The sequence below is a fragment of the Mongoliimonas terrestris genome (assembly GCF_001927285.1).
Classification (GTDB): Bacteria; Pseudomonadota; Alphaproteobacteria; order Rhizobiales; family Pleomorphomonadaceae; genus Chthonobacter; species Chthonobacter terrestris.
The window spans coordinates 1-14,938 of sequence record NZ_MSIG01000031.1; the positions used below are offsets into that span (position 1 = coordinate 1).

At 69.9% G+C, this 14,938-nt stretch carries 14 protein-coding genes; 11 read left to right on the plus strand and 3 right to left on the minus strand.

The genetic code is table 11. The features are described 5' to 3' along the window. The first annotated feature begins 720 nt into the window (after window positions 1-720). The 3 genes from fumC (at window position 721) to BUQ68_RS22070 (ending at window position 2,747) form a co-directional block, all read left to right on the plus strand. Entirely contained in the window at window positions 721-2,142 is a 1,422-nt protein-coding gene (fumC, locus tag BUQ68_RS22060; RefSeq protein WP_075218199.1) for a class II fumarate hydratase, read from the plus strand. 147 nt (window positions 2,143-2,289) lie between these two features. Next, the gene (locus BUQ68_RS22065) at window positions 2,290-2,496 is read left to right on the plus strand and encodes a DUF4169 family protein (RefSeq protein WP_075218200.1); all 207 of its coding nucleotides are present in this window, start codon (window positions 2,290-2,292) and stop codon (window positions 2,494-2,496) included. Further along, window positions 2,493-2,747: a ribbon-helix-helix domain-containing protein gene (locus BUQ68_RS22070; RefSeq protein WP_075218201.1), complete on the plus strand. Its 255-nt coding sequence runs from the start codon at window positions 2,493-2,495 to the stop codon at window positions 2,745-2,747. The genes BUQ68_RS22065 and BUQ68_RS22070 overlap by 4 nt, the downstream gene beginning before the upstream one ends. Before the next feature lie 339 nt (window positions 2,748-3,086). Here the strand turns inward: BUQ68_RS22070 and serB are convergent, their stop codons facing one another. Next, on the minus strand, window positions 3,087-3,977 hold the full coding sequence (gene serB, locus BUQ68_RS22075) for a phosphoserine phosphatase SerB (protein WP_075218202.1): 891 nt from the start codon (window positions 3,975-3,977) through the stop codon (window positions 3,087-3,089). Window positions 3,978-4,037: 60 nt separating this feature from the next. On the opposite strand from serB, the gene miaA reads away from it, so the two are divergent. From miaA to BUQ68_RS22100, 5 genes are all read left to right on the plus strand, one after another. After that, the gene (miaA, locus tag BUQ68_RS22080) at window positions 4,038-4,949 is read left to right on the plus strand and encodes a tRNA (adenosine(37)-N6)-dimethylallyltransferase MiaA (protein WP_342587035.1); all 912 of its coding nucleotides are present in this window, start codon (window positions 4,038-4,040) and stop codon (window positions 4,947-4,949) included. Window positions 4,950-5,166: 217 nt separating this feature from the next. Then, complete coding sequence (locus BUQ68_RS22085) at window positions 5,167-5,637, plus strand: YcbK family protein (protein WP_075218204.1); 471 nt, start codon at window positions 5,167-5,169, stop codon at window positions 5,635-5,637. A 761-nt stretch (window positions 5,638-6,398) separates the two neighbouring features. Then, complete coding sequence (locus BUQ68_RS22090) at window positions 6,399-8,162, plus strand: acetolactate synthase 3 large subunit (RefSeq protein ID WP_075218205.1); 1,764 nt, start codon at window positions 6,399-6,401, stop codon at window positions 8,160-8,162. Window positions 8,163-8,365: 203 nt separating this feature from the next. Next, entirely contained in the window at window positions 8,366-8,917 is a 552-nt protein-coding gene (gene ilvN, locus BUQ68_RS22095) for an acetolactate synthase small subunit (protein WP_075218212.1), read from the plus strand. 43 nt (window positions 8,918-8,960) lie between these two features. Beyond that, the gene (locus BUQ68_RS22100) at window positions 8,961-9,140 is read left to right on the plus strand and encodes a hypothetical protein (RefSeq protein WP_075218206.1); all 180 of its coding nucleotides are present in this window, start codon (window positions 8,961-8,963) and stop codon (window positions 9,138-9,140) included. A 266-nt stretch (window positions 9,141-9,406) separates the two neighbouring features. On the opposite strand, the gene BUQ68_RS22105 is transcribed toward BUQ68_RS22100, so the two are convergent. Both BUQ68_RS22105 and BUQ68_RS22110 read right to left on the minus strand, forming a co-directional pair. Next, on the minus strand, window positions 9,407-10,009 hold the full coding sequence (locus BUQ68_RS22105) for a class I SAM-dependent methyltransferase (RefSeq protein WP_210215676.1): 603 nt from the start codon (window positions 10,007-10,009) through the stop codon (window positions 9,407-9,409). A gap of 143 nt (window positions 10,010-10,152) precedes the next feature. After that, on the minus strand, window positions 10,153-11,367 hold the full coding sequence (locus BUQ68_RS22110; protein WP_075218208.1) for a BtaA family protein: 1,215 nt from the start codon (window positions 11,365-11,367) through the stop codon (window positions 10,153-10,155). A 204-nt stretch (window positions 11,368-11,571) separates the two neighbouring features. On the opposite strand from BUQ68_RS22110, the gene BUQ68_RS22115 reads away from it, so the two are divergent. The 3 genes from BUQ68_RS22115 to ilvC all read left to right on the plus strand — a co-directional run. Next, window positions 11,572-12,324, plus strand: a complete 753-nt coding sequence (locus BUQ68_RS22115) for a pyridoxine 5'-phosphate synthase (protein ID WP_075218209.1) — start codon at window positions 11,572-11,574, stop codon at window positions 12,322-12,324. 825 nt (window positions 12,325-13,149) lie between these two features. After that, window positions 13,150-13,845 carry a TetR/AcrR family transcriptional regulator gene (locus BUQ68_RS22120; RefSeq protein ID WP_075218210.1) on the plus strand — a complete coding sequence of 232 codons (696 nt, stop codon included), beginning with the start codon at window positions 13,150-13,152 and terminating at the stop codon, window positions 13,843-13,845. Between the two features lie 85 nt (window positions 13,846-13,930). Further along, window positions 13,931-14,938, plus strand: a 1,008-nt coding sequence (gene ilvC / locus BUQ68_RS22125; protein ID WP_075218211.1) for a ketol-acid reductoisomerase, incomplete at its 3' end; no start/stop codon positions are given.

Sequence of the window (14,938 nt, forward strand, 5' to 3'; positions counted from 1 at the left end):
CGCCTGCGCGGACCATGACGATCGCGGCGGCGGGCGGCGGGCGGCCGGGGGCCGGGGGTTCGCCTGTTCTGCCGCCGTTGCCGCCCGCAACCGTCATCCCGACGGACGTCGGGATCCAGCCGACGGAGCGGGCGGGTGGACCGGGGCGGATGAGGCGCCGGACGGTTGGGCGCCGGCGTTCGCCGGGGTGACGATCGGCTTCTGCGGGTTCGGGTTTCTCCTTCCTCGTCATGGTCCGGTTCAGCCGGACCAGCCACGCCTTGCGGCGGTCGGAATGCGTGGGTGGTCCGCCTGCGCGGACCATGACGATCGCGGCGGCGGGCGGCGGGCGGCCGGGGGCCGGGGGTTCGCCTGTTCTGCCGCCGTTGCCGCCCGCAACCGTCATCCCGACGGACGTCGGGATCCAGCCGACGGAGCGGGCGGGTGGACCGGGGCGGATGAGGCGCCGGACGGTTGGGCGCCGGCGTTCGCCGGGGTGACGATCGGCTTCTGCGGGTGCGGGTTTCTCGATTCTTTTTTGGCGCCGGACGGTGGGCCCCGGCGTTCGCCGGGGTGGCGATCGGCTTTTGCGGGTGCGGGTTTCTCCTTCCTCGTCATCCGGTTCAGCCGGGCCTTTCCGCACTCCCTCGACCCTCGACCGCATCGCTGCGGCTTCCGGTTCCATCCGGGACGCGCTATCTGAAATGTGGTCCGATCCGGGGGGCAAGCCGGAGGCATGCCGTGAGCGAGACTGACACCACTTTGCCGACCCGCGAGGAGCGGGATACGTTCGGGCCGATCGCCGTGCCGGCGGCGCGGGCGTGGGGCGCGCAGACGCAGCGGTCCATCGAGAACTTTCCGATCGGCGGGGCGTCGGAGCGGATGCCGCTGCCGGTCGTCCAGGCGCTCGCGCGAGTGAAGGTGGCGGCGGCGCGGGTGAACCGGGATCTGGGCCTCCTCGATCCGAAGCTTGCGGCAGCCATCGAGGCGGCTGGGCTGGCGGTGGCGGCAGGGCGGCACGACGAGGAGTTTCCGCTCGTCGTGTGGCAGACCGGGTCCGGCACCCAGACGAACATGAACGTGAACGAGGTGATCGCCAACCTCGCCAACGAGAGCCTCGGCGGCACGCGCGGCGCCAAGAGCCCGGTGCACCCGAACGACCACGTGAACATGGGCCAGTCGTCCAACGACGTCTTCCCGACGGCCATGCACGTGGCGGCGGCGACGGCGGTGACGCACGACCTGCTGCCGGCGCTGCACCACCTGAAATACGCGCTCGCCGACAAGGAGGCCGCGTTCGCCGACATCGTGAAGATCGGCCGCACCCACACCCAGGACGCGACGCCGCTGACGCTCGGCCAGGAGTTCTCCGGCTACCGGCACATGGTGGCGCAGAGCATCCACCGGGTGGAACTGGCGCTGCCGGGGGTGCTGGAGCTGGCGCAGGGCGGCACGGCGGTGGGGACGGGGCTCAATGCCCATCCGGCCTTCGCCGGCAAGGTGGCATGGGCGCTCGCCGACCTCACCGGCATCCCGTTCGTGACGGCGCCGAACAAGTTCGAGGCGCTCGCCACCCACGACGCGCTCGTCTTCCTGCACGGGGCGCTGGAGACGACGGCGGTGTCGCTGCACAAGATCGCCAACGACATCCGCTTCCTCGGCTCCGGCCCGCGCTCCGGCCTCGGCGAACTCATCCTGCCGGAGAACGAGCCGGGCTCCTCCATCATGCCCGGCAAGGTGAACCCGACCCAGGCGGAGGCGCTGACCATGGTGGCGGCGCGCGTGGTGGGCAACCAGGCGACGGTGTCGTTCGCCGGCGCCCAGGGGCATTTCGAGCTCAACGTCTACAAGCCGGTGATCGCCGACGCGGTGATGCAGTCGATACGGCTGATCGGCGACGCGGCGCGCTCGTTCGCGGACCGCTGCGTGGTGGGCATCGAGGCGAACCGGGCGCGGATCGACGACCTGGTCGGCCGATCGCTGATGCTGGTGACGGCGCTGGCGCCGACCATCGGCTACGACGCGGCCGCGGCGATCGCCAAGGCGGCGCACAAGAACGGCACCACGCTCCGCGAGGAGGCGATCCGCCTGGGGCACGTGACGGGCGAGGACTTCGACCGGCTGGTGCGGCCCGAGGCCATGGTGGGCCCAGGCGCGGGGTGAGAGCGGGTCGCGGGGTGGGAGCCGGGCGCGGGGTGAGAGCCGGGCGCGAGGTGAGGGCAGGCGCGGCCTTCGTGGCGGTTGCCCCTTTCGCGGGGGCCGTGCTGTCGTATCATGGGATGCCGGAACCGGATCGGGGAGACCACGGCCATGGGCGAGGTCGTCAACCTCAGGCAGCACAGGAAGCGCAAGGAGCGGGAGGAGCGGGAGAAGATCGCCGCGGAGAACCGCTCCAAGTACGGCCGCACCAAGGTTGAGAAGGAGACCGGGCGGGCGCTCACCGAGATCGACCGCCGCCGGCTCGACGGCCACCGGCGCGACGACGACGGCCCCGACAGCTCCACGGACGGCGCGTGACCGAGAAGCGTTCGGTCTCTCTGGCCGGCCACCGCACCTCCGTGGCGTTGGAACCGGAGTTCTGGGATGCGGTGGAGCGCATCGCGGCCGAACGCGGCCAATCGCTCTCCGGCTATGTGGCGGCGATCGACCGCGCGCGCCGGGACAGGAACCTGGCGAGCGCGTTGCGCGTGGCCGTGCTGCTGGACCTCGAGGCGCGGCTGCGGCAGGTGGAAGCGGCCGGGCTGGGGGAGGGGGACGAGGCGGGGTAGGGGGGTGGCGGCGACGGCCGGGGCGGTTCGCGATGGCAGTCCCCGACCCTCATTCGCCGTCATGGTCCGCGAGAGGCGAACCAGCCATGCTTTTGGGTGATGAAGGAATGCGTGGGTGGTCCGGTTGAACCGGACCATGACGATCGCGGCGGAGGGCACGATCCGGCGAAGGACTGTCGTCTTAGCGCTGGACCAGGGCGTCACCCCGGCGGAGGCCGGGGCCCAACCGACCGGCGGGTCATCCGCGCCGGAGTATTCAAACGCGCCGTCGGCTGGATCCCGGCTTTCGCCGGGATGACGGTCAGGCGCGAGGACCAGATCACTTTGTCCCCAACCGCCTCAGCCGCGTACGAAGTCGTCGGCGGTGTAGCCCTGGAGGTGGAGGAGGGCGGTGAGGTCGGCGTGGGTGATGCGGGCGCGGGCTTCGGCGGCGACCGCGGGCTTGGCGCGGAAGGCGACGCCGAGCCCGGCGGCCTTGATCATGGCGAGGTCGTTCGCGCCGTCGCCGACCGCGAGGGTGTCGTCGGGGAGAAGGCCGTGGCGGTCGCGCAGCTCCACCAAGGTGGCGAGCTTGGCTTCGCGGCCGAGGATGGGCTCGGCGACGGTGCCGTCGAGAAAGCCGGCGTCGGCGTTGAGGGTGTTGGAGCGGTCCTCGTGAAATCCGATGCGGGTGCGGATGGGACCGGTGAAGAGCGTGAAGCCGCCGGAGACGAGAGCCGTGTAGGCGCCGTTGGCCCGCATGGTGCGGACCAGCTCGATGCCGCCGGGGGTGAGGGTGATGCGGCTCTCCAGCACCTCGTCGACCACCGCGTGGGGGAGGCCCTTGAGGAGGGCGACGCGCTCGCGGAGCGCCGGCTCGAAGGCGATCTCGCCGCGCATGGCGCGCTCGGTGATGGCGGCGACCCGGTCCTTCAGGCCCGCGAAATCGGCTAACTCGTCGATGCACTCCTGGCCGATCATGGTGCTGTCCATGTCGGCGAGGAGGAGGCGCTTGCGCCGGTTGGCGGCGGGGAGGACGGCGATGTCCACCTTGCGGTCGGCGACGACGCCGGCGAGGCGGGCCTCGGCCTCCGAGGCGGTGAGGGTGGCGGGGACGGGAAATTCGGCCGCGACGCCAGGGGCGAGGATGCGCGCGTCGGCCTGACCCAACGCGGCGCGGGCGGCCGTCACCAGGGCATCGCCGACTTGCGGATCGGCGGGCGATGAGACAAGCGTGGCGATCAGCGACATCGAAGGGCGGCTCCGGACCACATGACGGCGGGCGATGAGAGAGGCGCGAGGCCGCGCGCGGTGGTGATAGCCGGGCCGACCGCGAGCGGCAAGTCGGCGCTGGCCGTGGCCGTGGCAACACGGCTCGGCGGCGTGGTGGTGAACGCCGACAGCATGCAGGTCTACGCGGAGCTCTCCGTGCTGACGGCGCGGCCGACGGCGGACGAGATGGGCGGCGTGCCGCACCGGCTCTACGGTCACGTGCCGGCGGCGGAGCGCTACACGGTGGCGCGGTTCCTCGCGGATATGGCGGGCGCGCTCGCCGCGGCGCGGGCGGCGGGGCAGGTGCCGGTGATCGTCGGCGGGACGGGGATGTATCTGACGGCGCTGACGGAGGGGCTGTCGGCCGTGCCGCCGGTGCCGGAGGACGTGGCGGCCGATTGGCGCCGACGGGCGGACGGGATGGCGGCGGCGGATCTGCATGCGCGGCTGGCGGCGGTGGACCCGGTGATGGCGGGGCGGCTTCGGCCGACCGATCCGCAACGGGTGCTCCGCGCGCTGATGGTGCGGGAGGCGACGGGGCGCTCGCTCGCCGACTGGCAGGCGGAGCGGGAGCCGCCGCTGCTGGCCGCCGACGGCCTCCGGCGGCTGGTGCTGGCGCCGGAGCGGGCGCTTCTCCACCGGCGGATCGCGGCGCGCTTCCGGGCAATGGCGGCGGAGGGCGGGCTGGAGGAGGCGCGGGCCTTCGCGGCGCTCGGCCTCGACGCCGGCCTGCCGGCCATGAAGGCGATCGGCGTGCCGGAGATGATGGCGGCGGCGACGGGCGAGATCGCGGTCGAGGACGCCGTGGAGGCGGCGATCGTGGCGACGCGCCGCTATGCGCGGCGGCAGGAGACGTGGTTCCGCAACCAGTTCGCCACCTGGACGCGGCTTCCGGTGACCGACGCGGGGCTGCCGCCGGAGGCCGTGGAGGTGGCCGTGGCGGTGGGTTGAGGGCGGCAGGACGACGCGGCGTGTTGTCGCCGGCCCCTGCCATCTGTGGTGGCTCAAACGCTTTTTCTACGCCGGATAAGGCTTGGGCGCGCGCTATGCTGCCTTAATGGTTAACAAAACGCTTCCAACAGATGCATGCATTGATTTAGAAAGATGTCGCGAGCGAGGCCCCAACCACCTGAGGACATCCGTCCCCGGGCAGTGAACGGGTGTTTCGATGCGACTGTATTCCTGCGTGATAGCCGCGCTTGCGCTCCTGCTTCTGGTCCAGCCGACCTATTCGGAAGACCGCGAAGGCCCCAAGCCGAGACCGCGCAATACGCAGACCGCCGTCGCCGACAAGACCCTCGTTGCCTACATCGTCCAGACCAAGACCGTGAACACCAGCTGCTTCACGCCGGGGCTCCAGCGCCTGCTAGGCGAGCTGAAGCGCAAGCTCGGCAACCGGCAGCTGATGGTGACGTCCGGCTTCCGCGGGCCGCAGCGCGCCCGGCGGGGAAGCTACCATCGCCGCTGCATGGCGGCGGACGTGCAGGTGGCGGGCATCTCGCCCCGCCAGGTGGCCGCGGCGGCGCGATCGATCAAGGGCATCGGCGGCGTCGGCACCTACTGCCACACCCGCTCCGTGCACGTGGACGTGGGGCCGCGCCGGGACTGGCGGTGGAGCTGCGGGAAGCGGCGTCGGTGAGGGGGCGTGGCGGAGAATGCGTGGGTGGTCCGCCTTCGCGGACCATGACGAGCGGGGTCGGGTGGGGAAGATGCGGAGGTTGCTGTCTTGCGGCAGCTTCATTTCCTAGGCCGTCATCCCGGCGGACGCCGGGATTCAGCCGACGGCGGTCGCTGTGGTGCCGGTGCGGGTGATGCGGCGGACAGTTGGGCCCCGGCTTTCGCCGGGGTGACGACCTGGGGAAACGGGGAGCTTGGTTTTGGTGGGCAGCGCCTTCCGGTCTGTCGACCGCCGCGATCGTCATGGTCCGGTTCTGCCGGACCATCCACGCATTGTCCTCTGCGCCGATCGGGGTGGATATGCGTGGGTGGTCCGCCTTCGCGGACCATGACGATCGGGGCGGGGTAGGGACGAGGGGCGGCGGGTGCATTCCCGGGGCGGCGGGTGCAATCCGCGGCCTCGACCGTGCCTCGCGCGCAACAAGTCGAAACCCCGACACCTTCGTCCGCAACTTTCGAAAAAGGTGCTTGACCTCTCCGGGCGGGCCGCTTACGGTCCGGCCAACCAAACCAACGAGGACGCCGATGCGTCGGACCCTTATCGTACTTATTGCGCGCACCGTGGCGGGGGCTCCCTGAAGGGAGAACCTCCGGACGACATGGTGCGCGAAACTCAAGGCCCTCTTCCGGGGCCTTTTTTTATGACCCGAATGCCCAGACGGCCTGACGGCGGGCGACACGCTTCCAAAGGCCCGGACCCGAGACCACACAGAGGTTGATGCGATGACACGGCAGATGACGGGCGCGGAGATGGTCATCCAGGCGCTGATCGACCAGGGCGTCGACACCATCTTCGGCTACCCGGGCGGCGCGGTGCTGCCGATCTATGACGAGATCTTCCAGCAGGACAAGATCAACCACATCCTCGTCCGCCACGAGCAGGGCGCCGGCCATGCGGCGGAGGGCTATGCGCGCTCCACCGGCAAGCCGGGCGTGGTGCTGGTGACGTCGGGTCCGGGCGCCACCAACATGGTGACGGCGCTGACCGACGCGCTGATGGACTCCATCCCGATGGTCTGCATCACCGGCCAGGTGCCGACGCACCTGATCGGCACCGACGGCTTCCAGGAGTGCGACACGGTCGGCATCACCCGGCCCTGCACCAAGCACAACTGGCTGGTCCAGCGGATCGAGGACCTGCCGAAGATCCTGCACGAGGCGTTCCGGATCGCCACCACGGGCCGGCCGGGCCCGGTGGTCGTCGACATTCCGAAGAACATCCAGTTCCAGACCGGCACCTACGCCAACTTCAAGGATCAGGCGCAGACCCAGTACAAGCCGCGGGTGAAGGGCGACGACACGGCGATCCGCGAGGCGGTGGCGCTGATGGCGGCGGCCAAGAAGCCGGTGCTCTACACCGGCGGCGGCGTGGTCAATGCCGGCCCGGCGGCGTCGCGCCTGCTGCGCGAACTCGTCAAGCTCACCAACATGCCGATCACCTCCACGCTGATGGGCCTTGGCGCCTATCCGGCGTCCGGGCCGAACTGGCTCGGCATGCTCGGCATGCACGGCACCTACGAGGCCAACCTCGCCATGCACGACTGCGACGTGATGGTGTGCATCGGCGCGCGCTTCGACGATCGCATCACCGGCCGCATCGACGCCTTCTCGCCCACGTCGAAGAAGATCCACATCGACATCGATCCGTCGTCCATCAACAAGAACGTGCGCGTCGACATTCCCATCGTCGGCGACGTCGGCTACGTGCTGGAGGACATGATCAAGGTCTGGAAGGAGACCCAGCCGGTGCAGGATCGGGCGGCGATGACCGCCTGGTGGCAGCAGGTGTCGGTGTGGAAGGCCAAGAAGTGCCTCGCCTACCGCAAGAACGCCGACGTGATCATGCCGCAGTACGCGGTGGAGCGGCTCTATCAACTGACCAAGGGCCACGACACCTACATCACCACGGAAGTCGGCCAGCACCAGATGTGGGCGGCGCAGTATTTCGGCTTCGAGGAGCCGAACCGCTGGATGACCTCGGGCGGCCTCGGCACCATGGGCTACGGTCTGCCGGCGGCGCTGGGCGTGCAGATCGCGCATCCGGACGCCCTCGTGATCGACATCGCGGGCGACGCTTCGGTGCAGATGAACATCCAGGAGATGTCGACCGCGATCCAGTACGAGGCGCCGATCAAGGTGTTCATTTTGAACAACCAATACATGGGCATGGTGCGCCAGTGGCAGCAGCTGCTGCACGGCAACCGCCTGTCGCACAGCTACACGGAGGCCATGCCGGACTTCGTGAAGCTGGCGGAGGCCTATGGGGCCGTCGGCATCAAGGCGGAGCGGCCGGACGAGCTGGACGACGCCATCGAGGAGATGATCCGCGTGAAGCGCCCGGTGATCTTCGACTGCCGCGTCGCCAACCTCGCCAACTGCTTCCCGATGATCCCCTCGGGCAAGGCCCACAACGAGATGCTGCTGGGGGATGCGTCGGACGACGAGATCGACACGGCGATCGGGTCGTCGGGGAAGATGCTGGTTTGAGGGGGGTGGGGAGGCTTTCGGCGGACGCCGATCGGTTCACCCCCCACCCTGGCCCTCCCCCTCAAGGGGGGAGGGAACGCTGAACAGATGACGTTAGAGCTTGTGACGCGCCGGACCCGCCGCCCGCCCTCTCCCCCCTTGAGGGGGAGAGTTGGAGAGGGGGGAGCCAGCGCCGACCTCCACCACGGATCGGACAACCCATGATGATCGTCGCCGGACAATCCCAGTCCGCCTATTTCCTGGAAGAGACCTCCACGGTCGCCGAGACCCATACGCTCTCCGTGCTCGTCGACAACGAGCCGGGCGTGCTGGCGCGGGTGATCGGGCTGTTCTCGGGGCGGGGCTACAACATCGAGAGCCTGACGGTTTCCGAGGTGGAGCACGAGAAGCACCTGTCGCGCATCACCGTCGTGACCACGGGCACGCCGCAGGTGATCACTCAGATCATGAACCAGCTCGGCCGGCTGGTGCCGGTGCACCGGGTGGTGAACCTCACCAAGATGGGCGAGGCCATCGAGCGGGAGCTGGCGCTGGTCAAGGTCGCCGGCAAGGGCGAGCACCGGGTCGAGGCGCTGCGGCTCGCCCAGGCGTTCGAGGCGCGGACGGTGGACGCGACGCTGGAGAGCTTCGTGTTCGAGCTGACCGGCACGCCGGCGGACATCGACCGCTTCGTCAATCTGATGACCGAGTGCGGCCTCGTGGAGGTAGCCCGGACCGGCCTTGCGGCGCTCGCGCGCGGCAAGATGGGCATGTGATCACCGCATTCGGCATGAGGCACTGAAGCAGGAAGCCCTCGTCATGGAACTGGAAGACTTCGAAACCATCCACCTCGCCCACGAACTCGCCCGCGAAAAGGGCTGGGAACACGTGATCGAGACCATCCGCCGGGCACTCCGGGAGGAGAACGGCATGGCGGCGGACGAGACGCTGCCGGTGGCGAGGGCGCCGGAGACGAGCGCGAGTTATGTGAGGTTCTGAGGGCGGGCCTGGCTAGAAGGTTGGGCGGTTCGGTGGGGCGGCTTGGCTTGAAAGTTGGGCGGTTCCCCCTCTCCCCAACCCTCCCCCTCAAGGGGGGAGGGGGCGCGTTGAGGAGGGGGAGGGGGTGGCGGACTTGCGTTCGGCCAAGGGGCGCTTCCGCTCCGTCCTGAAACGTCTCGCACCAGACCCTCAACAGGCCCTCTCCCCCCTTGAGGGGGAGAGTTGGAGAGAGGGGTGTTAGCGCCGACGCTGAAATAAAAAACCCCTCAGCCGATCGTCCCGAGCTGCGCGTAGCCGCGGTGGAGCGCCCTGTGGCGGACCGGACGGCCGGCGGCGAGGGCGGTGAGGCGCGGGGCGAGGTCCACCCTCGGCGTCACGTGGAAGAGCGCGAGCCAGCCGTGGAGGAGACGGCGGGGGAGGGCGCCGAGGTGGGCGGCGTCGCCGAAGTCGACGACCGCGAGCCGGCCGCCGGGGGCGGTGAGGCGGTCGGCCTCTGCAAGCGCCGCGACCCAGTCGGGGATCATCGAGACCGCGTAGGAGAAGTAGACCCGGTCGAAGCGCGCAACGCCGAAGGCGGACGCGGCGTCGAATTCGGTGGCGTCGCCGGGGGCGAGGGTGATGCGGTGCGTGAGGCCGGCGGCGTCGATGGTGGCGCGGGCGGTGCGCAGCATCTCCGCCGAGATGTCGACGCCGAAGAGCCTGCAATCCGGGTAGCGGCGGGCGACGGCGACGAGGTTGCGGCCGGTGCCGCAGCCGAGTTCGAGCACGGTGCCGCCGGGCGGGACGTCCAGCTCGGCGATCATGCGGTCGCGGCCGAGGAGGTAGGGCTTGCGGGTGATGTCGTAGATGTGCCGCGTGTAGCGGTACATCCGGTCCATCGCGGCGGCGTGGCCGGTGGGGCTGTCAATCGCGGCCGCATGACCACCGGGACTAGCTATCGCGGCGGCGTGGCCGCCGGGCGCGGGGGCGTCCGGCGTCGCGGGTCTGGGAGGCGCCGTCTCGGCCATGCGGTTCAGCCCTGGTGGATCTTCAGGTGGAAGCCACCGTAGATGGACGAGCGGTCCTTGGCGCTGAAGGCGGCGGACTCCTCGGCCTGGTAGGCCCAGTGCCGGTTGATTTCCTCCGGCAGGGTGGCGGCGATGTGGCTCTCCTCGCCGGCGGTGCGGAAGATGACGCGCGCGCCGGGGGCGGCGGTGCGGGTGATCTCCGTCCAGAGGGCGGTGAGCTGCTCGCGGTTCATCCAGTCCTGCGCGTCGAGGAGCACGTAGCCGTCGAGGGAGGCGTCCGGGCGGCCGGCGAGGTGGTCGGTCATGGACTGGTGCAGCACCTCCACCCGGCCGCTGTTGGCCCGCACGGTGTCGTAGTGCTCGCGGCGCAGATACGGCGGCACGGCGACCCGGTGCTTGCGGTCATAGGAGCGGCCGAAGGCCTGCCAGGCGAAGTAGTTGTCCTCCATCGGGAAGTCGCAGGCGAGCCGTTCCAGCCGGCCCTTCAGGAGGCCCGCCACGTCGCCGCCGGCGGAGGCCTGCAGATAGGCGTACTGGGCGGGCGGGATGCCGAGACCGTAGAGCGACACCGGCATGCGGCAGAGCCAGCGGACGAGGCGGGCGTCGAACACCGGCGCGAGCGTCTCCTCGAAGATGCGGCGCTGTTCCTCCAGGCTCTTGGCCGTGAGCATGCGGCGCGGGTTCTGGCCGTAGGCACGGGAGAGGAGGTGGACGGTGCCGATGAAGCGGCCGAGAAGGCCGAAGCGGTAGACGTTGCGGGCGAAGAGGTTGATCCGCCGGCCGCGGAGCGTGCGCCGCGCCTCCCAGTAGGCCCGGGTGGTCGGGTCCAGGTGGTCGCGCACGTAGGCGTCGTAGAGGTGGGTGTTGGCCTTCTCGTCGGCGTGGCCGAAGAAGCGGAAGAAGACCTCGTAGGCCGGCAGGTGCTCGATGCAGGCGAGCTTCAGCTTGACGAGGGCCACGTGCGCCGGGTTGAGGTCGACGGCGGTGATCTCGGCAGGGTTGCGCGTGAGATAGCTCATCACGTTGCAGCCGCCGGACGCGATGGTGACGATGCGCGCGCCGGGCCCGAGGGCGAGGGCCGCCATGTCGACCTCCGGGTCCTCCCAGATCTGCGGGTAGACGAGGCCGGAGAAGGCCATGGTGAACAGGCGTTCCAGCATGCCCTGGCGGGTCGTCATGCGGTTGTTGTGGACCGCATCGTTGAGGATCCGGTTGGACATCGGCGCGCCACCCCCTTCTGGTCCGCGGCGATCCGGTTCGGCATCGCCGTCGATTCGACCTGTCGTCGAAGTGGCGGACAGAAACCACAGGCCGGCGACAGTTTCGCGACGGTCCCGTAACGGCGGCGGCGCGCCGTCCGCCGTGCCGCATTGTGCGGGGACGGGCGAGGCGCTAGAGCAATCTCCCCTCCACGGATCCGTGCCATGACCTCGATCACCAAGCTCTCCGTCAACGTCAACGCCATCGCCCAGCTGCGCAACCGGCGCAACCTGCCGTGGCCGAGCGTCACCGGCCTCAGCCGGATCGCCCTGGAGGCCGGCGCCTACGGCATCACCGTGCATCCGCGCCCGGACGAGCGGCACATCCGCCGGACGGACGTGTTCGAGCTCCGCGACATGCTGCGCGCCGACTGGCCGGGCAAGGAGTTCAACATCGAGGGCTATCCGACGGAGGATTTCCTGGCGCTCTGCGAGGCGGCCCGCCCGGACCAGGTGACCCTGGTGCCGGACGAGCCGGGCCAGTCGACCTCCGACCACGGCTGGGACTGTGTCCGCAACCAGGACCTGCTGCGCGCCGTGGTGGACCGCATGCAGGGCCAGGGCATGCGCGTGTCGCTCTTCCTCGACGCGGACTGGACCCAGGTGGCGAGCGCCTCGCGCACGGGCGCTAAGAGGATCGAGATCTACACCGGCCCCTACGGACACACGTTCGACCCGGCGGCAAAGGCCCGGCGGCTGGACGAGATCGTGCTCACCGCCGAGGCCGCCGACGCCGCCGCCATGGCGGTAAACGCCGGCCACGACCTCACCCTCGACAACCTGCCGCCGCTGAAGGCGCGGGCGCCGCTGATCGCCGAGGTGTCGATCGGCCACGCGATCACGGCGGACGCGCTGCTGTACGGCATGGCGGAGACGATCCGCCGGTATCGGGCGGCGTGCGGAGATCCGGTGGGGTAAGGGACGGGATGTGACGGTGGAGTTGGGCCGTGTGCGCCATCAAAGGCCGTTCGCACCACCATCGTCATGGTCCGCTTGAGGCGGACCAGCCACGCTTTCCCTCGGTTGGGATGGCCCATGCGTGGGTGGTCCGCCTGCGCGGACCATGACGATGGCGGAGGGTGGGGGGTGAAGGGGCGGGTGACGGACCGGGTCGGGTCGGGTCGGTCTCGTCGGTCTCCCCAGGGCGTCATCCCGGCGAACGCCGGGACCCAACCGACGGGCGTGTCATCCGCGCCGGTGAAGAAGCCGCGCCGTCGGTTGGATCCCGGCGTTCGCCGGGATGACGGATTTCTGGGAGGTGGGGCGGTCAGCGCTCCCAGATGCTTCCTGCTCCTTCCTCGTCATGGTCCGCTTGAGGCGGACCAGCCGCGCTTTCCCTCGGTTGGGGTGGCCAATGCGTGGGTGGTCCGCCTGCGCGGACCATGACGATGGTGGAGGGTGGGGGGTTGAAGGGGCGGGTTGTGGATTGGGTCGAGGCGGTCTCGTCGGTCTCCCCAGGGCGTCATCCCGGCGAACGCCGGGACCCAACCGACGGGCGTGTCATCCGCGCCGGTGAAGAAGCCGCACCATCGGTTGGATCCCGGCGTTCGCCGGGATGACGGATTAAATCCCGGCTTTCACCGGGATGCCGGAATTGTGGGAGGGGTCTGCCGGCGCTTGCTCACCCTTTCGCCCCCTCTTGGTATCCTCCACCCTCATTTTCATCCCCCTTGACCGGCCACCCGCGCTTCTCTATCACCACGGGGAACCGTACCGTACGGTACACTGCTTGCCGAGCCGCCCGTGGACCAGGTCGCCCCCGCCGCACCGCCGGAGTTTTCCGCCCGCCAGAACGATGTTCTGGAGGTGGCGCTGCGGCTGTTGGTCGAAGGCGGGGACAAGGGGTTGACGACGGCGGGGATCGCCCGGGCGGCGAACTGCTCCAAGGAGAGCCTCTACAAGTGGTTCGGCGACCGGGACGGGTTGCTCGCCGCCATGATCACCTACCAGTCGTCGAAGGTGCGGGCGGCGGCGGGGCCGGGGGCGCCGCCGGAGCGGGCGGCGTTCCGGGCGCTGCTGGTGACGTTTGCCGAAGACCTTCTGACCGTGCTCTCCGGCGACGTGTCGTTGGCGCTCAATCGGCTGGCCATCGGCGAGGCGGGCGGCGCGGAGGCGCGGCTCGGCGGGCTCGTGCTGAAGGCGGGGCGGCGGCCGATCGAGGCGCGCGCGCGGGCGCTGCTGGAGGCCGGGCGGGCGGCCGGCCACGTGGCCTTCGCGGACACCGGCGACGCCTATCACACGCTCTACGGCCTGATCGTCCGCGATCTTCATGTGCGCCTGCTGCTCGGGGACCGTCCCGAGCCGGGCGAAACGGACCGGCGCGCGCGGGCGGCGACGGCCATCGACCAGTTCCTCCGCCTTTTCGGGGTGCCTCCCCGGGCGGATGAAACCAAGCCCGAACGGGCGGCGGCCGGTCAGGCCGTCACGAACCGGGTATGAGACCGACGTGAGGCTTCCGGGCGGCGACGCCGGCCGGACCTGACGCAACGAGAAACGCCACAAGGAAAGAAAGGGGACACGTCCCATGCGCGTCTATTACGATCGTGATGCCGACCTCAACCTGATCAAGGGCCGCAAGGTCGTCATCGTCGGCTACGGCTCCCAGGGCCGCGCCCACGCGCTGAACCTGAAGGACAGCGGCTGCAAGGACATCGCCGTCGCCCTCAAGGCCGGTTCGGCGACCGCCAAGAAGGTGGAGGCCGACGGCCTCAAGGTCATGACGGTGGCCGAAGCCGCCGCCTGGGGCGACCTCCTGATGATGGCGACCCCGGACGAGCTGCAGGCGGACATCTACCGCGACGAGATCGCCCCGAACATCCGCGACGGCGCCGCGATCGCCTTCGCGCACGGCCTCAACGTGCACTTCGGCCTGATCGAGCCGAAGAAGACCGTCGACGTCATCATGATCGCCCCGAAGGGTCCCGGCCACACGGTGCGCGGCGAGTACGAGAAGGGCGGCGGCGTGCCGTGCCTGGTCGCCATCCACCAGGATGCCTCGGGCAACGCCCTCGACATCGCGCTCTCCTACGCTTCGGGCGTCGGCGGCGGCCGGTCGGGCGTGATCGAGACGAGCTTCAAGGAAGAGTGCGAGACCGACCTCTTCGGCGAGCAGGTGGTGCTCTGCGGCGGCCTCGTGGAGCTGATCCGCGCCGGCTTCGAGACGCTTGTGGAAGCCGGTTACGCGCCCGAGATGGCCTATTTCGAGTGCCTGCACGAAGTGAAGCTGATCGTCGACCTCATCTACGAGGGCGGCATCGCCAACATGAACTACTCGATCTCCAACACCGCCGAGTGGGGCGAGTACGTGACCGGCCCGCGCATCGTGACCGCCGAGACCAAGGCGGAGATGAAGCGCGTGCTGAAGGACATCCAGACCGGCAAGTTCACCTCCGAGTGGATGCAGGAATACCGCGCCGGCGCCGCCCGCTTCAAGGCGATCCGCCGCAACAACGACGCCCACCAGATCGAAGAGGTCGGCGCCAAGCTCCGCGGCATGATGCCGTGGATCAAGCAGAAGGCGCTGGTGGATCGG